The organism is Streptomyces sp. NBC_00667 (genome assembly GCF_036226825.1).
Taxonomy (GTDB): Bacteria; Actinomycetota; Actinomycetes; order Streptomycetales; family Streptomycetaceae; genus Streptomyces.
In genome coordinates this window covers 4,224,741-4,244,379 of record NZ_CP109022.1, presented here as the reverse complement: position 1 = coordinate 4,244,379, position 19,639 = coordinate 4,224,741, and the positions used below count along the sequence as shown (strand labels likewise).

22 protein-coding genes are annotated in these 19,639 nt (G+C 72.4%); 12 read left to right on the top strand and 10 right to left on the bottom strand.

Going from position 1 to position 19,639, the window contains the following annotated elements:
• The first annotated feature begins 50 nt into the window (after positions 1-50).
• The 3 genes from OHA81_RS19825 (at position 51) to OHA81_RS19815 (ending at position 3,084) form a co-directional block, all read left to right on the top strand.
• Positions 51-488: a gamma-glutamylcyclotransferase gene (locus tag OHA81_RS19825; protein ID WP_030231145.1), complete on the top strand. Its 438-nt coding sequence runs from the start codon at positions 51-53 to the stop codon at positions 486-488.
• A gap of 111 nt (positions 489-599) precedes the next feature.
• Positions 600-1,406, top strand: coding sequence for a purine-nucleoside phosphorylase (locus OHA81_RS19820; protein WP_329197751.1), 807 nt, complete (start codon positions 600-602; stop codon positions 1,404-1,406).
• A 37-nt stretch (positions 1,407-1,443) separates the two neighbouring features.
• A complete protein-coding gene (locus OHA81_RS19815) occupies positions 1,444-3,084 on the top strand; it encodes a phospho-sugar mutase (RefSeq protein WP_329202403.1) in 1,641 nt (546 codons plus the stop codon).
• 157 nt (positions 3,085-3,241) lie between these two features.
• Here the strand turns inward: OHA81_RS19815 and OHA81_RS19810 are convergent, their stop codons facing one another.
• Genes OHA81_RS19810 through afsQ1 form a run of 3 tightly spaced genes read right to left on the bottom strand, consistent with a single transcriptional unit; the run spans position 3,242 to position 6,064 of the window.
• Entirely contained in the window at positions 3,242-3,907 is a 666-nt protein-coding gene (locus OHA81_RS19810; protein WP_329197750.1) for a hypothetical protein, read from the bottom strand.
• The gene (locus tag OHA81_RS19805; protein ID WP_329197749.1) at positions 3,897-5,390 is read right to left on the bottom strand and encodes a sensor histidine kinase; all 1,494 of its coding nucleotides are present in this window, start codon (positions 5,388-5,390) and stop codon (positions 3,897-3,899) included. Before OHA81_RS19805 ends, OHA81_RS19810 begins: the two co-directional genes overlap by 11 nt.
• Entirely contained in the window at positions 5,387-6,064 is a 678-nt protein-coding gene (gene afsQ1, locus OHA81_RS19800; protein WP_329197748.1) for a two-component system response regulator AfsQ1, read from the bottom strand. Before afsQ1 ends, OHA81_RS19805 begins: the two co-directional genes overlap by 4 nt.
• 170 nt (positions 6,065-6,234) lie before the next feature.
• Between afsQ1 and OHA81_RS19795 the strand changes: the two genes are divergently transcribed.
• On the top strand, positions 6,235-6,927 hold the full coding sequence (locus tag OHA81_RS19795; protein ID WP_329197746.1) for a SigE family RNA polymerase sigma factor: 693 nt from the start codon (positions 6,235-6,237) through the stop codon (positions 6,925-6,927).
• Between the two features lie 645 nt (positions 6,928-7,572).
• Here the strand turns inward: OHA81_RS19795 and OHA81_RS19790 are convergent.
• Positions 7,573-8,205, bottom strand: coding sequence for a uridine kinase family protein (locus OHA81_RS19790; RefSeq protein WP_329197744.1), 633 nt, complete (start codon positions 8,203-8,205; stop codon positions 7,573-7,575).
• A 205-nt stretch (positions 8,206-8,410) separates the two neighbouring features.
• On the opposite strand from OHA81_RS19790, the gene OHA81_RS19785 reads away from it, so the two are divergent.
• Positions 8,411-8,761 (top strand): hypothetical protein, encoded by a 351-nt coding sequence (locus OHA81_RS19785; RefSeq protein ID WP_329197742.1) that lies wholly within the window; start codon positions 8,411-8,413, stop codon positions 8,759-8,761.
• Between the two features lie 54 nt (positions 8,762-8,815).
• Here the strand turns inward: OHA81_RS19785 and OHA81_RS19780 are convergent, their stop codons facing one another.
• Genes OHA81_RS19780 through deoC form a run of 3 tightly spaced genes read right to left on the bottom strand, consistent with a single transcriptional unit; the run spans position 8,816 to position 12,117 of the window.
• Complete coding sequence (locus OHA81_RS19780) at positions 8,816-9,712, bottom strand: aldehyde dehydrogenase family protein (protein ID WP_329197740.1); 897 nt, start codon at positions 9,710-9,712, stop codon at positions 8,816-8,818.
• Positions 9,705-11,147, bottom strand: a complete 1,443-nt coding sequence (locus OHA81_RS19775) for an aldehyde dehydrogenase family protein (protein WP_329197737.1) — start codon at positions 11,145-11,147, stop codon at positions 9,705-9,707. Before OHA81_RS19775 ends, OHA81_RS19780 begins: the two co-directional genes overlap by 8 nt.
• A 7-nt stretch (positions 11,148-11,154) precedes the next feature.
• Positions 11,155-12,117 (bottom strand): deoxyribose-phosphate aldolase, encoded by a 963-nt coding sequence (gene deoC / locus OHA81_RS19770; RefSeq protein ID WP_329202401.1) that lies wholly within the window; start codon positions 12,115-12,117, stop codon positions 11,155-11,157.
• A gap of 308 nt (positions 12,118-12,425) precedes the next feature.
• Between deoC and OHA81_RS19765 the strand changes: the two genes are divergently transcribed.
• The 5 genes from OHA81_RS19765 (at position 12,426) to OHA81_RS19745 (ending at position 15,652) form a co-directional block, all read left to right on the top strand.
• Complete coding sequence (locus OHA81_RS19765; RefSeq protein ID WP_329197735.1) at positions 12,426-13,430, top strand: hypothetical protein; 1,005 nt, start codon at positions 12,426-12,428, stop codon at positions 13,428-13,430.
• Positions 13,431-13,512: 82 nt separating this feature from the next.
• Positions 13,513-14,118 (top strand): class F sortase, encoded by a 606-nt coding sequence (locus tag OHA81_RS19760; RefSeq protein ID WP_329197734.1) that lies wholly within the window; start codon positions 13,513-13,515, stop codon positions 14,116-14,118.
• A gap of 25 nt (positions 14,119-14,143) precedes the next feature.
• Positions 14,144-14,773: a PH domain-containing protein gene (locus OHA81_RS19755; RefSeq protein ID WP_329197733.1), complete on the top strand. Its 630-nt coding sequence runs from the start codon at positions 14,144-14,146 to the stop codon at positions 14,771-14,773.
• Between the two features lie 63 nt (positions 14,774-14,836).
• Positions 14,837-15,397, top strand: a complete 561-nt coding sequence (locus tag OHA81_RS19750) for a VanZ family protein (protein ID WP_329197731.1) — start codon at positions 14,837-14,839, stop codon at positions 15,395-15,397.
• A gap of 42 nt (positions 15,398-15,439) precedes the next feature.
• Positions 15,440-15,652: a PspC domain-containing protein gene (locus OHA81_RS19745; RefSeq protein ID WP_329197729.1), complete on the top strand. Its 213-nt coding sequence runs from the start codon at positions 15,440-15,442 to the stop codon at positions 15,650-15,652.
• Between the two features lie 26 nt (positions 15,653-15,678).
• On the opposite strand, the gene OHA81_RS19740 is transcribed toward OHA81_RS19745, so the two are convergent.
• The 3 genes from OHA81_RS19740 to OHA81_RS19730 form a co-directional block, all read right to left on the bottom strand.
• Positions 15,679-16,455 (bottom strand): hypothetical protein, encoded by a 777-nt coding sequence (locus OHA81_RS19740; RefSeq protein ID WP_329197727.1) that lies wholly within the window; start codon positions 16,453-16,455, stop codon positions 15,679-15,681.
• Between the two features lie 154 nt (positions 16,456-16,609).
• Positions 16,610-16,873, bottom strand: a complete 264-nt coding sequence (locus OHA81_RS19735) for a hypothetical protein (protein ID WP_190183124.1) — start codon at positions 16,871-16,873, stop codon at positions 16,610-16,612.
• Between the two features lie 138 nt (positions 16,874-17,011).
• On the bottom strand, positions 17,012-18,160 hold the full coding sequence (locus OHA81_RS19730) for an adenosine deaminase (RefSeq protein WP_329197724.1): 1,149 nt from the start codon (positions 18,158-18,160) through the stop codon (positions 17,012-17,014).
• Between the two features lie 114 nt (positions 18,161-18,274).
• On the opposite strand from OHA81_RS19730, the gene OHA81_RS19725 reads away from it, so the two are divergent.
• Positions 18,275-18,988 carry an alpha/beta hydrolase gene (locus OHA81_RS19725; RefSeq protein ID WP_329197722.1) on the top strand — a complete coding sequence of 238 codons (714 nt, stop codon included), beginning with the start codon at positions 18,275-18,277 and terminating at the stop codon, positions 18,986-18,988.
• Between the two features lie 92 nt (positions 18,989-19,080).
• Positions 19,081-19,449, top strand: coding sequence for a cupin domain-containing protein (locus OHA81_RS19720; protein ID WP_329197720.1), 369 nt, complete (start codon positions 19,081-19,083; stop codon positions 19,447-19,449).
• Positions 19,450-19,639: the final 190 nt, after the last annotated feature.

The following is a 19,639-nucleotide window of genomic DNA, read 5'->3' as shown; positions in this document are numbered from 1 at the left end:
TCATCCGCCTGGCACGCCGCCCGGGCCGCCCCTCCCGTACCCTCGACCTCATGTCGCTCTACGCCGCGTACGCCGGCAACCTCGACCCGCGGCTGATGACGCGCCGCGCTCCGCATTCGCCGCTGCGCGGCACGGGCTGGATCAACGACTGGCGGCTGACCTTCGGCGGCGAGCAGATGGGCTGGGAGGGTGCCCTCGCCACGATCGTCGAAGCGCCGCGCCATCAGGTCTTCGTGGCGCTGTACGACATCGCGCCGCTCGACGAGGACTCGATGGACCGGTGGGAGGGCGTCGGGCTCGACATCTACCGCCGGATGCGGATCCGGGTGCACACCCTGGACGGCGAGGAGGCCGCCTGGGTGTACGTCCTGAACGGCTACGAGGGCGGTCTGCCCTCGGCGCGCTACCTCGGCGAGATCGCGGACGCGGCCGAGTCGGCGGGCGCGCCGCACGACTACGTGATGGAACTGCGCAAGCGCCCCTGCTGAGGCCCTTCCGCCCGGCAGGTGCCATTTCGGCGGAAACGACAAGGCAACGATCCGAACACCGTGACCTGTGCCATCTACGCGCGTAGGCCAGGAACGGTTACGCTCGTCAGCGTGAACGCATCTGTTACCGACCCCTTCGCCGACGCCACCGCCGCGGCCGCCCGCCTGCGGGAGCTGACCGGCGCCGAAACCCACGATGTCGCCCTCGTCATGGGCTCCGGCTGGGCCCCCGCCGCAGAGGCGCTCGGTGCGCCCGAGGCCGAGTTCCCGGTCACCGAGCTGCCCGGCTTCCCGCCGCCCGCCGTGGAGGGCCACGGCGGCAAGATCCGCTCGTACAAGATCGGCGACAAGCGCGCGCTGCTCTTCCTCGGCCGGACCCACTTCTACGAGGGCCGCGGCGTCGCCGCCGTCGCCCACGGCGTCCGTACCGCCGTCGCCGCCGGCTGCAAGACCGTCGTGCTGACCAACGGCTGCGGCGGCCTGCGCGAGGGCATGAAGCCCGGCCAGCCGGTCCTGATCAGCGACCACCTCAACCTGACGGCCACCTCGCCGATCGTCGGCGCCAACTTCGTGGACCTCACCGACCTCTACTCGCCGCGCCTGCGCGCGCTGTGCAAGGAGATCGACGAGACCCTCGAAGAAGGCGTCTACGTCCAGTTCCCCGGCCCGCACTACGAGACCCCGGCCGAGATCAACATGATCCGCGTCATGGGCGCGGACCTGGTCGGCATGTCCACCGTCCTGGAGGCCATCGCCGCCCGTGAGGCCGGCGCCGAGGTGCTGGGCATCTCCCTGGTCACCAACCTGGCGGCGGGCCTGTCCGGCGAGCCGCTGAACCACGAAGAGGTGCTCCAGGCCGGCCGTGACTCGGCCTCGCGCATGGGCAAGCTGCTGACCCAGGTCCTCGCCCGCATCTGAGGACCGTACGAGAGGTAAGGCGGAAGTAGTGCAGGAAGTGCAGGACGACCTGATCACCCGGGCCCGGGCGTGGCTGGCCGAGGACCCGGACCCGCAGACGGCGGCCGAACTGGGCGAGCTCATCGAGGCCGGCGACACGGCGGAACTCGCCGACCGCTTCTCCGGCATGCTGCAGTTCGGCACCGCCGGACTCCGCGGCGAGCTGGGCGCGGGCCCGATGCGGATGAACCGCGCCGTGGTCATCCGGGCCGCGGCGGGCCTCGCCGCCTACCTCAAGGCCCAGGGCCACGCCGGCGGCCTGGTCGTCGTCGGCTACGACGCGCGGTACAAGTCGGCGGACTTCGCCCGTGACACCGCGGCCGTCATGACCGGCGCCGGTCTGCGCGCGGCCGTCCTGCCCCGCCCCCTGCCGACGCCCGTCCTCGCGTACGCCATAAGGCACCTGGGCGCCGTCGCCGGCGTCGAGGTGACCGCGAGCCACAACCCGCCCCGGGACAACGGCTACAAGGTCTACCTCGGCGACGGCTCCCAGATCGTCTCCCCGGCGGACGCCGAGATCGCTGCGGAGATCGAGCGGATCACCACCCTCGACTCCGTGCCCCGCCCCGAGTCCGGCTGGGAAGACCTCGGCGACGAGGTCCTGGAGGCCTACCTGGCGCGTACGGACGCCGTCCTGACCCCCGGCTCCCCCCGGGGCGTGCGGACCGTCTACACGGCCATGCACGGCGTCGGCAAGGACGTCGTGATGGCCGCCTTCGCCCGGCACGGCTTCCCCACCCCGGTCCTGGTGGCCGAGCAGGCGGAACCGGACCCGGCCTTCCCGACGGTCGCCTTCCCCAACCCGGAGGAGCCGGGCGCGATGGACCTGTCCTTCGCGAAGGCGGCCGAGGTGAACCCGGACATCGTCATCGCCAACGACCCGGACGCCGACCGCTGCGCGGTGGCGGTCCCGGACGACGGCGCCTGGCGGATGCTCCGCGGCGACGAGGTCGGCGCGCTCCTGGCCGCCCACCTGGTCCACAAGGGCGCCCGCGGCGTCTTCGCCGAGTCCATCGTCTCCTCCAGCCTCCTGGGCCGGATCGCGGACGCGGCGGGCCTCCCCTACGAGGAGACGCTCACCGGCTTCAAGTGGATCTCCCGCGTCGAGGGCCTGCGCTACGGCTACGAGGAGGCGCTCGGCTACTGCGTGGACCCCGAGGGCGTCCGCGACAAGGACGGCATCACCGCCGCCCTCCTGATCGCCGAACTCGCCTCGGAGCTCAAGGAGCAGGGCCGCACCCTGAGCGACCTGCTGGACGACCTGGCGATGGCCCACGGCCTGCACGCCACCGACCAGCTGTCGGTACGGGTCTCGGACCTGTCGGTCATCGCCTCCGCCATGGCCGCCCTGCGCGCGCAGCCTCCGGTGTCCCTGGCGGGCCTGCGGGTCACCTCGGCGGAGGACCTCAGCCACGGCACGCAGTCCCTGCCCCCCACGGACGGCCTGCGCTACTACCTGGAGGGCGACTACCGGGCCCGCGTGATCGTCCGCCCGTCGGGCACGGAGCCGAAGCTCAAGTGCTACCTGGAGGTCGTGGTCCCGGTCTCCGAGGCCTCCGACCTCACCTCGTCCCGCACCCGCGGCCAGGAGATCCTCGACGCCGTCAAGAAGGACCTCTCCGCCGCGATGGGCCTCTAGCCCCTCTCGTCCGGATCCTGCCTGACCGGCACGATCCGGAAGAGACGGCCCAGCCCGAAGAGCCCCGCCCACCGGGCGGGGCTCTTCCACGTGCACACGGTCCCACCGGCGAGGACCGGACACCCACCCACCGGGCCGGGGACGGGTGGGGCCCGCCTCAGGACGCGCTCGGCGTCGGTCTCACCACGTCCCCCAGCGTCGGCACCGACTCCGGCCTGGAGCGGACGGCGTCACTGCACTCCCACGCCCTCGGCGGATCCGCATCCGGCCCGCCCAGAACCACCGGCCCCGGCCCCGCCGACACCGCCTCGCTCTCCGCCAGCGTGCACACGATCTGCGACAGCGCCACCGGCGGAAGGTCCTCCGGCTTGCGGCTCAGCCGCACCGTCCCCGCCGGGTCACCCGGCCGCGTCGGCGCCGCCGAGAGCCCGTCCGGCACCCCGGTGGTGAATCCGGCGTCCCGCTCCTGCGCCGACGGCTCCCGCTCCAGCGCCTCCAGCAGCGCCTGCGCCGCCAGCACCACCGGGTCGCGCGCCGGCCGCTTCTCGGGCACGGGGACCACCCGTTCCACGCCCACCAACTGCGACCCGCACACCAGCTCCACCGTGGCCCGGAACCCCGGCACCCCGCTCGGCTGCTGCCCGCTCGGCTGCGCCGGGGTGTCGCACGACACCCGCGACGGCGCCGCGCCCACGTCCACCGGCACGGTCGTCGCCCGGATCCCGCAGCCCCCCGCGCCGACCGCCGTCACGGCCGCCACCAGCAGCAGCCCCGTCATCCGCACCGCGCCACGTACCGTGCCGCGCCCCGCCCTACGCCTCACCGGCGATCACCTTCCCCACGTCCACCGGCAGCCGCAGTGTGAACAGCGCCCCGCCCCCGCTGCCGTTGGCGGCCGTGATGTCGCCGCCGTGGATGTGCGCGTTCTCCCTCGCGATGGACAGGCCCAGCCCGCTCCCGTCCGACTTCGGCCGGGACGCGCTCGCCTTGTAGAACCGGTCGAAGACGTGCGGCAGCACCTCCTCCGGAATGCCCGGACCGTTGTCCTTGACCGCGATCAGCAGCCACTCCCCCTCCACCCGCACCGACACCCGCACCGGCGAGCCGCCGTGCTTGAGCGCGTTGCCGATGAGGTTGGCCAGGATCACGTCGAGCCGCCGCGGGTCCAGCCGCACCACGATCCCGCGCTCCGCGTCGAGTTCCACGGCGTCGAGCCACGCCCGCGCGTCGATGCAGGCCGTGACCTGGTCGGCGACGTCCACGTCGTCCAGTACGAGGCGCGCCGTCCCCGCGTCGAAGCGGGTGACCTCCATCAGGTTCTCCACCAGGTCGTTCAGCCGCCGGGTCTCGCTGACCACCAGCGCCACCGCCGGTGCGATCATCGGATCGAGGTCGTCGACCTCCTCCTCCAGCACCTCGGCGACCGCCGTCAACGCCGTCAGCGGCGTCCGCAGTTCGTGCGACATGTCCGCGACGAAGCGCCGACTGGCCTCCTCCCGGGCGCTCATGTCGGCGACCTTCTTCTCCAGCGCCTCCGCCGTCTTGTTGAAGGTGTGCGACAGGTCGGCGAGCTCGTCGGTCCCCGACACGTCGAGCCGGTGGTCCAGTTCGCCCTCCCCGAGCCGCCGCGCCGCGTCCCCCAGCCGTTGTACGGGCTTGAGCACGGTCCGGGCGGCGGCCTGCGCCAGCAGCGCGGAGCCGAGCAGCGCGAGACCCGTCGCGATGGTCAGCGACCAGCCCAGCGCGTTGAGGTCGTCGCGTTCCTGCGCGAGCGACTTGTACATGTAACCCGTCGGGCCGCCGCCCACGATCCGTGTCCCGCCCACCAGGTACGGGTTGCCGCGCGGCTTCGTGCGCTGCCAGTACATGTGGTACTCGGCGTCGTTGGCGGCCGTCGTCTTCTGTCGGTCGTTCACTGCGTGCTGGAGGGATGCGGGTACGTCGTCCAGCCCGAAGGAGTCGGGGCCGGCCGCGCCGAACACCTTGCGGCCGTTCTTGAGTTCGTCCACCAGCAGCACGCTGTACCCGGGGCTGCTGCCCGCCATCAGCTCGGCGGTGCGCTGCAACTCCTCGGGGGTCGGGTCGGCGGGCAGCGCCGCGGCCCGGTTCTGCATCTCCTGCCGGAAGTCGCCGAGGGCCGCGTCCTGGGTACGGGTGAGCACCGCCTCGCGGTTGAGCCAGTAGGCGATCCCGGAGGCGGACACGGCGGCCGTCAGCGCGACGAGGGCGAACACGACGAGGAGCCGCAGCCGCAGACTGGTCCAGCGCCGGCCCGCGAACACGCCCCGCACGAACTGCTTGGTCACTGCGGGGAGTCCAGGCGGTAGCCGACGCCGCGGACCGTACGGATCAGCGTGGGCGAGGACGGGACCTCCTCGACCTTCGCGCGCAGCCGCTGCACGCAGGCGTCGACGAGGCGCGAGTCACCGAGGTAGTCGTGCTCCCAGACCAGGCGCAGCAACTGCTGCCGCGACAGGGCCTGGCCGGGCCTGCGGCTGAGCTCCAGCAGCAGGCGCAGCTCGGTCGGGGTGAGTTGGAGGTCGTCGCCGTTCTTCGTCACCGTCATGGCGGCGCGGTCGATGACCAGGGACCCGAACACGGCGGAGTCACTGGCCTCGCGTTCGCCGCGGCGCAGCACGGCCCGGATCCGGGCGTCGAGCACCCGGCCCTGGACGGGTTTGACAACGTAGTCATCGGCTCCGGACTCCAGCCCGACCACCACGTCGATGTCGTCGCTGCGCGCGGTCAGCAAGATGATCGGCAGCTGGTCGGTGCGCCGGATCCGCCGGCACACCTCGAAGCCGTCGATCCCGGGCAGCATCACGTCCAGCACGATCAGGTCCGGCCGCTGCTCGCGCAGCAGTTTCAGGCCGTCCTCGCCCGTCGCCGCGGTGGCCACACGGTGGCCCTGGCGGGACAGGGAGAGTTCGAGGGCCGTGCGGATGGCGTCGTCGTCCTCGATCAGCAACAGGAAAGGCACGGGCTCATTCTGTCCCATCGGCCGTCGGGACTCGACCGTCCGTCGTACGGGGACGCGGACGCGGGCCGCTGTGACAGGGCTGTGACAGTCGCAGGACACCGCGGTTAAGTCGGCGGGGCAGGCTTCTACCAGAGACGGACCGAAGCAGACTCCACGACGGGGGGCGCGAGATGAACACGCTGCACAGCACCACGACCAGCGCGGTCGTCACGCGGCTGCACGATGCGAACCGCCGGGCGGGTGTCCGTACGGCGACGGTCGCCCGTCAGCGGCCGACGCATCCTGTAGCCATTGACGCGAACACGTACCAGGCGGTTCCCGCCCCGCGACTTCCTTCCGCCTCGGAGGCGGAATTCACGGCGTACGTGCAGGAACGCCGGGCCGCGCTGTACGCGACGGCGTTCCACCTCACCGGCGACCGGTACGAGGCGGAGGACCTGCTGCAGAGCGCGCTGTTCTCGACGTACCGGGCGTGGGACCGGATCAGCGACAAGGCGGCCGTCGGCGGGTACCTGCGGCGCACGATGACGAACCTGCACATCAGCGCGTGGCGTCGGCGGAAGCTGAACGAGTACCCGACGGAGGAGCTGCCGGAGACGGCCTCGGACACGGACGCGATGCGGGGTACGGAGCTGCGGGCGGTGCTGTGGCAGGCGCTGGCCCGGATCCCGGAGCCGCAGCGGACGATGCTGGTGCTGCGGTACTACGAGGGCCGCACGGACCCGGAGATCGCGGAGATCCTGGGCATCAGCGTCGGCACGGTGAAGTCCAGCATCTGGCGGTCGCTGCGGCGGCTGCGCGAGGACGACGCCCTGAGCTTCGGCCGGGACGAGGCGGAGTCCTTCGGGGAGCTCGTCGCCTGACGAAGACCATCGGGCCGAGGGGGCCCGTCCTACGGGGGTGGGGCGGGGGCCGCGGGGGGAAGAGGCGGGATCAAGCGGTCGGGGGTCCGCATGATCCCGCCTCTTCGCATGCGCGGCGACGTTCGGGGCGCGGATCCGGGCCTCACGGGGCGACCCCGGCCAACCCCAGCCCCGCCGGCGTTTGAGGCGCGGGGTCTGGGGCCTCACCGGGCCAACCCCGGCCAACCCCAGCCCCGCCGGCGTTTGAGGCGCGGGGTCGGGGGCGGAGCCCCAGGAAACCCGGCTCCGCCGGGCACCGGGCTCTGCCCGGACCCGCGCCTCAAACGCCGGCGAGGCTGAAAGTTACGCCCCCGGCACCGGGAAGCCAGGCCGGTGGGGCTGAAAGTTTGCCCCCGGCACCGGGAAGCCGAAGGCCGGTGGGGCTGGGTTGGCCCGGCCCGGCGCCCCGAACCCCAGCGGGGCTGGAGTTGGCCCGGTCCGCTCCTCAAACGCCCGCGAGGCTGCGAGTTGCGCCCCCGGCACCGGGAAGCCGAAGGCCGACGGGGCTGGTGCGGCGCGGCGGAGCCGTGAAGTGCACGGGGGCGCAGGCGCGAGGAGAACGCGGGCGGTGGCGCAGGGGGGCCGAGCAAACCCCCCGGCCAGGGGTTAGGCGGGGGCTGCCGTGCGGTGGCGGCCCGCCGCGCAGGCAGCCAGGCGGCCGAGCGCCTCGTCGCGGGCGCAGGCGTACGCGCCGAGCGCGGTGTGCCGGGCCACGATGCCCCGCTCCGCCCGCATCAGCCGCCAACCCCTGCGCAGCAGGAACGGCACCGACTTGCGCCCCTCGCGCAGATCCCGCGCCAGCCGCCGGCGGAACGTCGTCGACGGCCGCCCCCGCAGGCAGATCGCGTCCGCCAGCAGCCCCAGCTCCTGGCACCGGGCCACGATGTCGGCCGCGAAGATCCCCTCCGCGATGAACAGCGGCGTCCGGGCGATGTCCAGCGTCTCCGACCCCGTCCGCGAGGACGTCGCGATGGAGTACACCGGCACCTCGGTACGCCCCTCCCCGCACAGTTCCGCGATCGCGGCGACCGCCGCCTGCGCGTCCCACGACAGCGGCGAGTCCCAGTCGATGTCGGAGCTGCCCTCCACCAGCGGCAGCGTCGGGTCGTCGCCCTCCTTGTAGAAGTCGTCCAGGCGCAGCACGGGCAGGCCCGAGCGGGCCGCGAGCGAGGACTTGCCGGAGCCCGAGGGCCCGGTCAGCAGGACGACGCGCGTGGGGAGGGGGGAGGAGGAGCTCACGGGACACCAGTTTGAGTCCTCCCCCACGAAAAAACAAAAGGGGAGCTCCGGCCCACGCGCCCTGACGGCCCTACCGGTCCGTCAGGGGAGGAGGTCTCCACGAACGAGTGACCTCAGCGGCTCCGGGATCCGGCGGGTTGGTGTCCGGCACGCCACCTCAACTACGCTGCGTGCGCACGCGACTACGACCTCAGGCGGGATCCCCATGGCACGTCACGCAGCCCCCGGCAGCTCCACGCTGCGCTCCGCAGGCATCACGCTCTCCATGGCCGGTGCGGCCCTGGCCATGGCCGCCGGCGGCGCCCAGGCGGGCGAACTCTCCGTCCCGGCGGCCCTGGCCGGCGTCACCGACCCGATCGCGAACCTCAAGGTGAACCCGCTCGCCCACACCGGCGTGGACCCCCTCGACAACGGCGTGGGCACCAAGGTCGCGGACTTCCCGGCGGTCGGCACCACCATGGTCACCGGCATCCTGACCCAGGGCCCCTCGGTCGGTGAACTGCCCACCGCCGCCGCGGGCTCGCTCCTCGGCCCGCTGCTGCCCGGAGCGAAGTGACACGAAGGCCCCGGCAGCGCGGGGGACGCTGCCGGGGCCGGTTCGCGAGTGCCCCTAGTACGAGGAGCCGGACGCGCCCAGCGAACCCGTGGGGTGCCAGACCGTCTTGGTCTCCAGGAACGCCGTCATGCGCGACGTGCCCGGGTCGGCGGTCCAGTCGTCCACAGGCTGTGGACGCAGGACGCGCTTGAGGTTGTCGGCCGCGGCGATCTCCAGCTCCTTGGCAAGCGCCGCGCCGGCGCCCGCCAGGTCGATCGCGTTGACGTCCTGGTGGGACGCCAGGTGCGGGCCCATCTCGGCGGCCTTGCCGGACAGGATGTTGACCACGCCGCCGGGCAGGTCGGACGTCGCCAGCACCTCGCCCAGCGAGAGGGCGGGCAGCGGGGACTTCTCCGAGGCGATCACCACGACCGTGTTGCCCGTGGCGATGACCGGCGCGATCACCGAGACCAGGCCCAGGAACGACGAGTCCTGCGGGGCGACGACGGTGACGACACCGGTCGGCTCCGGCGTGGACAGGTTGAAGAACGGACCCGCGACCGGGTTGGCGGCTCCCACGACCTGGCCGATCTTGTCGGTCCAGCCCGCGTACCAGACCCAGCGGTCGATGGCCGCGTCCACGACGGCGGCGGCCTTCACCTTGGACAGGCCCTCCGCCTCGCGGACCTCGTGGACGAACTGCCCGCGGCGGCCCTCCAGCATCTCGGCGATGCGGTAGAGGATCTGGCCGCGGTTGTACGCGGTCGCGCCCGCCCAGCCGCCGAAGGCCTTGCGCGCGGCGACGACCGCGTCACGGGCGTCCTTGCGGGAGGACAGGGGGGCGTTGGCCAGCCACTTGCCGTTGGAGTCCGTCACCTCGTACACCCGGCCGCTCTCGGAGCGGGGGAACTTGCCCCCGACGTACAGCTTGTAGGTCTTGAAGACGTTCAGACGCGTGGTCGTCTCAGACATCGAGGTAAGCCTCCAGGCCGTGGCGACCGCCCTCGCGGCCGAAGCCCGACTCCTTGTAGCCGCCGAAGGGCGAGGTCGGGTCGAACTTGTTGAACGTGTTGGCCCACACCACACCCGCGCGGAGCTTGTTCGCGACCGCGAGGATGCGCGAGCCCTTCTCCGTCCAGATGCCGGCGGACAGGCCGTACTGGCTGTTGTTGGCCTTCGCCACGGCCTCGTCGGGCGTACGGAAGGTCAGTACGGACAGCACCGGGCCGAAGATCTCGTCGCGGGCGACGGTGTGCGCCTGGGTGACGTTGGTGAACAGCGTCGGGGCGAACCAGTAGCCGGAGGACGGCAGCTCGCACGCCGGGGACCAGCGCTCGGCGCCCTCGGCCTCGCCGGTGTCGGCGAGCGCGGTGATCCGGGCCAGCTGCTCGGCGGAGTTGATCGCGCCGATGTCGGTGTTCTTGTCGAGCGGGTCACCGAGGCGCAGCGTCGAGAGGCGGCGCTTGAGGGAGTCCAGCAGCTCGTCGTGGATCGACTCCTGGACCAGCAGGCGCGAGCCCGCGCAGCAGACCTGGCCCTGGTTGAAGAAGATGCCGGTGACGATGCCCTCGACGGCCTGGTCGATGGGGGCGTCGTCGAAGACGATGTTGGCGCCCTTGCCGCCCAGCTCCAGGGTGACCTTCTTGTCGGTGCCGGCGACGTGGCGGGCGATCTTCTTGCCCACCGCCGTGGAGCCGGTGAAGGCGACCTTGTTGACGTCGGGGTGCTCGACGAGGGCCGCGCCCGCGTCGCCGTACCCCGTGAGGATGTTGACGACGCCCTTGGGCAGACCGGCCTGGCGGCAGATGTCCGCGAAGAACAGGGCGGACAGCGGGGTGGTCTCGGCGGGCTTGAGGACGACCGTGTTGCCGGTGGCGAGCGCGGGGGCGATCTTCCACGCGAGCATCAGCAGCGGGAAGTTCCACGGGATGACCTGGCCGGCCACGCCGAGCGGGCGCGGGTTCGCGCCGTAGCCGGCGTGGTCGAGCTTGTCGGCCCAGCCCGCGTAGTAGAAGAAGTGCGCGGCGACCAGGGGGAGGTCCGCGTCGCGGGTCTCCTTGATCGGCTTGCCGTTGTCCAGGGTCTCCAGGACGGCCAGCTCGCGGCTGCGCTCCTGGATGATCCGGGCGATGCGGAAGAGGTACTTGGCGCGCTCGGAGCCCGGCAGCGCGGACCACTTCTCGAAGGCCTTGCGGGCGGCCTTGACGGCGCGGTCGACATCGGCGGCGCCGGCCTGGGCGACCTCGGAGAGGACTTCCTCGGACGACGGCGAGACGGTCTTGAAGACCTTGCCGTCGGCGGCGTCGGTGAACTCGCCGTCGATGAAGAGGCCGTAGGAGGGGGCGATGTCGACGACCGAGCGGGACTCGGGGGCCGGCGCGTACTCGAAGGGGGAAGGCTTGTTCATGAGGGTCTCAGTCCACCGTCACGTAGTCGGGACCGGAGTAACGCCCGGTGCTCAGCTTCTGGCGCTGCATCAGCAGGTCGTTGAGCAGGCTGGAGGCGCCGAAGCGGAACCAGTGGTTGCTCAGCCAGTCCTCGCCCACGGTCTCGTTGACCAGGACCAGGAACTTGATCGCGTCCTTGGTGGTGCGGATGCCGCCGGCCGGCTTCACGCCGATCTGGATTCCAGTCTGCTCCTTGAAGTCGCGTACGGCTTCGAGCATGAGCAGGGTGTTGGCGGGGGTGGCGTTGACGCCGACCTTGCCGGTGGAGGTCTTGATGAAGTCGGCGCCCGCGAGCATGCCGATCCAGGAGGCGCGGCGGATGTTGTCGTAGGTCGACAGCTCGCCGGTCTCGAAGATGACCTTCAGCCGGGCGGCGCTGCCGTCCTCTCGGACGCACGCCTCCTTGACGGCCTTGATCAGCTCGTACGTCTCCAGGTAGCGGCCGGCGAGGAAGGCGCCACGGTCGATGACCATGTCGATCTCGTCGGCGCCGGCGGCGACGGCGTCCCGGGTGTCCGCGAGCTTGACGGGCAGGGCGGCGCGGCCGGCCGGGAAGGCGGTCGCGACGGACGCCACCTTGACGTCGGCGCCGTTCAGGGCGGCCTTGGCGGTGGCCACCATGTCCGGGTAGACGCAGACCGCGGCGGTCATGGGCGTCGTCCGGTCGGTCGGGTCGGGGTTGACGGCCTTGGCGGAGAGCGCCCGCACCTTGCCCGGGGTGTCCGCACCCTCAAGCGTGGTCAGGTCGATCATCGAGATGGCCAGGTCGATGGCGTACGCCTTGGCCGTCGTCTTGATCGAGCGGGTGCCGAGGGAGGCCGCGCGGGCCTCCAGTCCGACTGCGTCTACGCCGGGCAGCCCGTGCAGGAAGCGGCGCAGCGCACTGTCGGACGTCGTCACGTCAGCGAATGCGGTGAGGGTGGTGGGCATGGTCACCAGATGAGCATATCTACGCGCGTAGCGACATGTCACCCCCCGCCGGTGCACATCTGTGCGCGGCCTCCCGCATCCGGGCACGGCGGGCGTCCGGCCGCAGACCACCCTGCGGACCGCTGACCTCCGCTTTTGCTGTTACACGGCACGGACACAAACCCCACCGTCCGGTCGCACAAGATCCGTAAATTTCTCTTCAGCAGCCCGCCAGACCTCACCGGATGAAAGCCTCGGCAGAGAACCCGTAGAGAAAAAGGGGCATGCGACTCTCCCACCTTCCCGCGACAATGCTTCCTGGAGTCGTTATGCGTTCCGCCCTCCGCACCTCGATCGTCACCGCCGCCCTCGCCGGCGCCCTGCTCGCGCCGGCCGCGACGGCGCTCGCCGCGCCCGCCCCGCAGACCACCGCCGGGGCCGCGGCAACCGGATCGGTGTCGGACGACGACCGCTACGCGGGCGAGCCGGTCTACATCGGCGAGGGCCTCGTCGCGGTGCTGCGCAACAAGGCCGAGGGCCCCGAGGCCTGGATCCGCGCCGTGGGCCCGGACTGGAAGCCGGGCGACGACTACATGGTCCGCGTGGTGGCGGTGGTGGACCGCACGCACCCGGCCCTGACGGCCGACGGGCTGCAGCTCAAGCTCACCAAGGCGGACACGGCCGCCCCGGTGCTCGTCGTCACCACGGACGGGGTGGCCAAGTCCTACCCGCTGCCGAAGGGCAGGACCGGCCCGGTGTGCGGGACCGAGGCCAAGCAGGTCGCCCTCGGCGGGGCCTTCTTCGCCGACGTGTCGATGTCCACCGCGGGCCCGGAGGTCACCATCCGGACGGACGTCACCGACAACTGGCGCCACCTGGACCGCACCTTCCCCGCGCTGCCCGCGTCCGACGGCATCATCGCCCGCATCGTCAACCCGAGCGGCGCCGCGCCCACCTTCGAGTGGAAGGCCCAGGGCGGTGACACGCCGCTCGGCCACACCTCCTTCCCGGCCCTGCCCAAGGGCTGCAAGCCGGACTACAAGGTCACGGAGGACCGGGGCGCCGACGAGCCCGCTCCGAAGCCCACCCCGTCCACCACCGCCACGGCCGCCGCCAAGCCGGCCACCCCGGTCAGCGTCAAGCCGGTGGCCGACGTGAAGCCGCAGACGGGTGCGCAGACCTCCGTCGTGCCCCAGGGCGGGGTCGCCGCCGGGGCCGAGATCGCCGCCGAGGACACCGGCAGCACCACCACGGCGGCCCTCGGCGCCGGGCTGGCAGCCGTCCTGGCCGCGATCGGGGCCGCCTTCCTGATCCGCCGCCGCGCCCAGCGCTGACGCGCACGGCACGTCCCTCCTCGTCCTGCCTCCGGCGGGCCACCTCGCGGTGGCCCGCCGGCCCTCGTTTCCCGGAGCCCCCATGACCCGCCGCGTCCGCCCGCTCCTGGCCGCCGCGCTCCTCGCCGCCGCCCTGACCGGCTGCGGCGGCGCCACCACCGCCGCTTCCGTCCCCGCCGCGCCGCCCGCCGTCACCCCCACGACCGCTCCCGCCGCTCCGGCGACGGCCGCACCCCTGCCCGCCTCCACGCCCGTACGCGTACGCATCCCCTCCGCCGGGGTGGACGCCTCCCCCGTGCTGCGGCTGGGCCTCGCCGCCGACGGCACCGTCGAGGTGCCCCCGGTCTCCGACGGGGACAAGATCGGCTGGTACACCAAGGGCGTCACCCCCGGCGAAACCGGTCCGGCCGTGCTGATCGGGCACTTCGACACGGCCCGCGGGCCCGGCGTGCTCAAGGACGTCTCGCGCGTCCGCACCGGCGACGAGGTCAGCGTCACCCGGGCCGACGGCAGCACCGCGGTCTTCCGGGTGCGCGAACTGGAACAGGTGGACAAGAAGACGTTCCCCACCGCCAAGGTGTACGGGGACACCACCCGCCCGGAGCTGCGCGTCATCACCTGCGGCGGCGAGCTCACCGACGGCCACCGGCCCGACAACATCATCCTGTACGCCGATCTCGTCGGCTGAGACGGCGTGAGGCAGAATCGGGCGCATGAGCAGCCAGCAGCCCGCCGACGGTCCGGTCTACGCCGATCGCGTCTACCGCTCGTCCCCGGCCGTCGTGACCGGGGTACTGACCCTCGCGCTGATCGTGTGGCTGTGCGGGGACGCCGTCGTGTTCGGGGACGGCAGCACGCGCTGGATCGGCCTGGCCGTCGCGCTGTGCGCCGTGCCGCTGACCGTCGCGTTCACCATCCGGCCGGCCGTCTTCGCCAACGACGACCGGATGCGGGTCCGCAACCCCTTCCGGGTCATCGAGCTGCCCTGGGCCTCCGTGGACGTGGTGCGCGCCGGGTACTCGGCGGAGGTACTGGCCGAGGGCGAGAAGTACCAGCTGTGGTCGGTCCCGGTGTCCCTGCGGGAGCGCAAGAAGGCGCAGCGCCGGCAGGGCCGGGGCGTCGGGGCGGCCACCGGGGCGGCGCAGCCGGCGTCGGGCGCGGCCGCCCAGGGCCCGCCGCGCGCCCTCGCCGACAAGGTCGTGGACGAGCTGCAGGAGCTGGCCGAACGCGGAGCGGCGCGCGAGGGTGCCCAGGGCCCGGTGAAGGTGCGGTGGTCGTACGAGGTCATCGCACCGGCCGCGGCGGGCGCGGTGCTGCTGATCGTGCTGCTGGCGCTGCGGTAGGTGGGTCCCGTCACACCGGAGCGGAGCGGAACCGCGGCCACCGGGGGCTGCGTCCTCCCAGGTGTGCAGCGTCATGAGGCAGGCGACAACGCCGCCACAGCCATCCACCTCCGGCTCCGGTTCCTCGGCGGGGCCCTGCTGGCCGCCCACCTCCTCCTCGTCGGCTGGCTGACCTTGCGGCCGCTGGACGTGCCCTGGGCGGCGGCCGCGAACCTGACACCGCTGGAGGGCATCCGGGCCGATCTGTCCTACGGGCCCCTGGAGGCGGCCCGGCGGATCGGCGGGGGGCTCGCCCTGTTGGCACCGCTCGGGGTGCTGCTGCCGCTGGCCGGCGGGCGGCTCGCCCGGTCACCGCTGGCGGCGTGGTCCTCGCTCGCCCGTGCGGGAGCCGCGGCCGCGCTGATCTCGCTGAGCATCGCGATGCTCCAGAGCGGGGTGCCGGGGCAGGTCGTCGACGTCGACTCGGTGCTGCTGAACACCGCCGGGGTGCTGCTGGTGCACGCGGCGGTGGTGCCGGCCCTGAGGGCCAGGCTGCGGCGCTCTCAGGGGCCCACCCCGAGAATTACCAGGGTCGACGTGAGCCCCTGGACCGAGGTCCTTTCGGCGGTTCCCCGCGAGTATTGAGGCATCGCAAGAAAGCGGTTCCCGGATACGAGGAGAAACCCCATGAGCGCGATTACCCGCCCCCGTGACGGACGGATGATCGGTGGTGTCTGCGCCGGTCTCGCGCGACGCTTCGGAATGCGGACACGGACGATGCGGATCATCTTCGTCCTGTCGTGCCTGCTGCCCGGCCCGCAGTTCCTGATCTACCTGGCGCTGTGGCTGCTGCTGCCCAACGACAAGCAGGGCGCGGGCTCGGCGCAGACCGCCTGGTAGCCGGCGCCCGGCAGCCGCGCGTCCGCTCAGCCCGCCTTGCGGACCTTTTCGAGCTGCTTGTCGGCCACCTCTTGCGGCAGCTGCGCCTTCTTCGCGGCATCGGCCACGTTGAGGGCCATCAGCCGCACGACGGTGGCGCCCTGGCGCACGACGACGAGGTGGACCTGCGCCGAGACGCCCCCGGCGACGGCGGTGGTGGTCCAGCTGACGTTCTCGTCGCCACCGGTCTTGTACGCGACGGGTTTCACGTCGCGGTAGCTGCCGGTCTGCTTCTGGACGGTGGCGGAGAAGCCCGTACCGCATTCGGCGACGGCGTCGCGCAGCCGGTCCATCAGCCGCTTGGCGTCGGCTTCGGCGTAGGAGCTGACCGAGGCGGAGATCGCGAGGCCGACTTGCTTCTGCGAGCCGAGGCCCCGGTTGACGGTTTCCCGCGCGGCCGGGTCGGGCTTGTCGCCCATGACGTCGGCGAGGGGCTGGCAGGCCTTCCGGTCGGCCTGGGGCTGGCCGGAGGGGGCGTTGGGGTTCTTGCCCTGCGCGGAGATCTGGTAGCCGTCGAGGTCGCCCGGTTCCAGGGCGGAGCGCTCCAGCCTGCTCGCTGCGGCCTTGGGGGAGGCCGGGGCGGCGGAGCCGGCGGGGGGCGTGGCCGTGGCGCGCGGCGCTGCGGAGCCCTTCGCGTCGGGTGCCCCGCCGGATCCGTCCGCGGCGCCGCCGCATCCCGTGGCGGCGAGGAGCAGGGAGGGGAGCAGGGCGGCGCTCGCCGTCCACGTCCGCGTCCGTGCCGTGAACCGTGCCTTCATGCGCATGACCGAGACCCCAAACACTGTGCTCCGGCGGGCAGTTGCCGGTGATCGTGGCACACCGCGCGACGTGGCGCACACCTGGTCGAAAGGGTGTGCGCCACGGGTCCGCGCGTGCGGATGACGCGTGCGGATCACGCGTGCGGGCAGGGCCTGCGCGTCAGCTGCCGAGGTTGCTGAGCGGCACGCCGCCGAGGAGGCTGGTGACCGTACCGAGCGCCTCGCCCGGGTCGCTCGCGTCCCGGCCTTCCTTGGCACCCATGTGCTGCTGGCTGGTGAGCCCCTGGACGGCGCCGGTGGCGGTGCCCAGCGCGTCGGTCAGACCGACGGCCGGGACGGCGGCGGAGGCGGAACCGGCGGCGACGGCGGCGAAGGCGGCACCCAGGGCGGCGGCACCGAGCGTCTTGGCAGCTGACTTCTTCATCAAAATCGTCCTTGCGACGGGGAATTGAGCGGCTCCGCAAACTAGTCACTTCAAACCCCGGCCTGCAAACATCCTTAAATATGAGGAAGCGTCCGGGAATAACTCTTCCCGGACGCCCCACTCATGTCATGCCACGGCCTAAGCCGAGACGGATCCGCTGGTGGAAGCGGTCTGACGGAAGAGCCACTCGGACTTGAGCTCCGCATAGCCCGGCTTGATCACGTCGTTGATCATCGCCAGTCGTTCATCGAAAGGAATGAACGCGGACTTCATCGCATTGACGGTGAACCACTGCATGTCTTCCAGCGTGTAACCGAAAGTCTCGACCAGGTGCTCGAACTCGCGGCTCATGCTGGTACCGCTCATCAGCCGGTTGTCGGTGTTGACGGTCAGCCGGAAGTGCAGTTTGCGCAGCAGGCCGATCGGGTGCTCGGCGTACGAGGCGGCGGCGGCCGTCTGCAGGTTCGAGGTCGGGCACATCTCCAGGGGGATGCGCTTGTCCCGGACGTAGGACGCCAGACGGCCGAGCTTCACGGAGCCGTCGGCGGAGACCTCGATGTCGTCGATGATCTTCACGCCGTGACCCAGGCGGTCGGCGCCGCACCACTGCAGGGCCTGCCAGATCGACGGCAGGCCGAAGGCCTCGCCCGCGTGGATCGTGAAGTGGTTGTTCTCGCGCTTGAGGTACTCGAAGGCGTCGAGGTGGCGGGTGGGGGGGAACCCGGCCTCGGCGCCGGCGATGTCGAAGCCGACCACGCCGTTGTCGCGGTAGCGGTTGGCCAGCTCGGCGATCTCCAGGGCGCGGGCCGCGTGGCGCATCGCGGTCAGCAGGGCCCCGATGCGGATGCGGTGGCCGTTCGCCTTGGCGCGGCGCTCTCCCTCGCGGAAGCCGTCGTTCACCGCCTCGACGACCTCTTCGAGGGTCAGGCCGGCTTCCAGGTGCTGCTCGGGGGCGTAGCGGATCTCGGCGTACACGACGCCGTCCTCGGCCAGGTCCTCGGCGCACTCGGCGGCCACGCGGAAGAGCGCCGCCTTCGTCTGCATGACGGCGCAGGTGTGCGCGAACGTCTCCAGGTAGCGCGGCAGGGAGCCGGAGTCGGCGGCTTCCCGGAACCAGACGCCCAGCTTGTCGGCGTCGTTCTCGGGGAGGTTCTCGTAGCCGACCTCGCGGGCCAGCTCGATGATGGTCCCGGGGCGCAGGCCACCGTCGAGGTGGTCGTGGAGGAGCACCTTGGGGGCACGGCGGATCTGATCCGGGGTGGGCAGGTTCGGGGTGTCGCTCGTCATCTGGGCACTCTAGCTCCTACGCGCGTAGAGCGCGGGCTCGGCGTGAGCCGTCGATACGTAACAGTGACCGTACGGAGGGGTGGCGTACACCTGTCGGTCTGAGACTGTTCCGCCATGGCACAGCATGCGCCGCCGGCGCGCGGTGCCCGCCTCGGGCGGGCGGCCGGCGCGAACGGCTCGGTCTCGACGGTCAGTGGTGTGGTGCTCCTGCTTCCCGGGGGGTCCAGATTCTCCCCCGGTCCGGTGCGTCCGCTCGCGCGGGCGCTGGCCCGGGCGGGCGGGGCGCACGGCCTGGCCGCGCACCCGGTGCTGCACGGGACGGGCGCCCGCGAGGACGACGCCCGGTGGGCGGCGGACGAGGCGGTACGCAGGTACGGGGACGTGCCGGTCTGCCTGGCGGGGTACGACGCCGGCGGCCTGGCGGCCCTGCGGGCGGCCGGGCACGGGGCAGTGCAGGCGGTGCTGGCGCTGGCCCCCTCCACCGACGCGACGACGGACTCCCCGGAGCCGGTGAAGCAGCTGGCGGGGCGGCAGGTGCTGATCGTGCACGGGACCAACGACGGGCGCTGCGATCCGGAGTCGTCCTTCCTGCTGGCGGCGCGGGCGAAGAAGGCGAATCGTTCCACGTGCCGGTTCGAGGTGCATTCCGACGGGCACGGGCTGCGCGAGCACCAGGCGGAAGTGGTCGCCCTCGGGGTGGACTTCGTTCTGGGCGCGATGTTCTCGGGGCGGTACTCGCGGCCGGTGACGGACGCGCTCGCCGCGCCTCCGCCGCTGGGGCTGCGAATGCCGCTGGCCTCGGGTTTCGGGCGCTCGCTGCGGGGCTGAGCCACCCGGCCCCCAGCGCCGTCCGCGGGTAAAGTGGGAAATGGACTCGGGTGGTTGTCCTCGGGGGTTTCTTCCACGGGAGGTGACCGGGCATGGCCCAGATCCTGCGCAAGAACTTCGACGACGCGGACGAGACGCGTCCGTTCGAGGGCGGCATGGGCCGGCTGGACGTGATCCAGGCGGAGGGCGGGGCCATCGGCCGCGCGGTCTTCGAGCCCGGCTGGCGCTGGTCGGAGCACATCAAGCCGCTGGCCGGCACGGACAGCTGCCAGGCCGCGCACACCGGGTACGTGGTGAGCGGCCGGATGAAGGTCGTCATGGACGACGGCGCGAGCGAGGAGTACGGCCCCGGGGACCTCATGCAGATCGCGCCCGGGCACGACGCCTGGGTCGTGGGCGACGAGCGGGTGGTCGCCGTCGACTGGACGGGCTTCGGGGACTACGCGAAGTCGTCCGGCTGAGGCGCCTCCCCCACGACGGGCGACGCGCCGGACGCGACCGAGCCCGCCGATCCGCCCCCTCACGGTCGGAGGGCTGCGGCCCGTCCGGCGCGCCTTCCGCTGCTCTCCCCTGCGGCCCTTCCCCCTCGGGCCGCACCCCACTGTGCCGGTCCGGCATACGTCCCAGGGCCCCGGCCAGGCATCGTCTTGC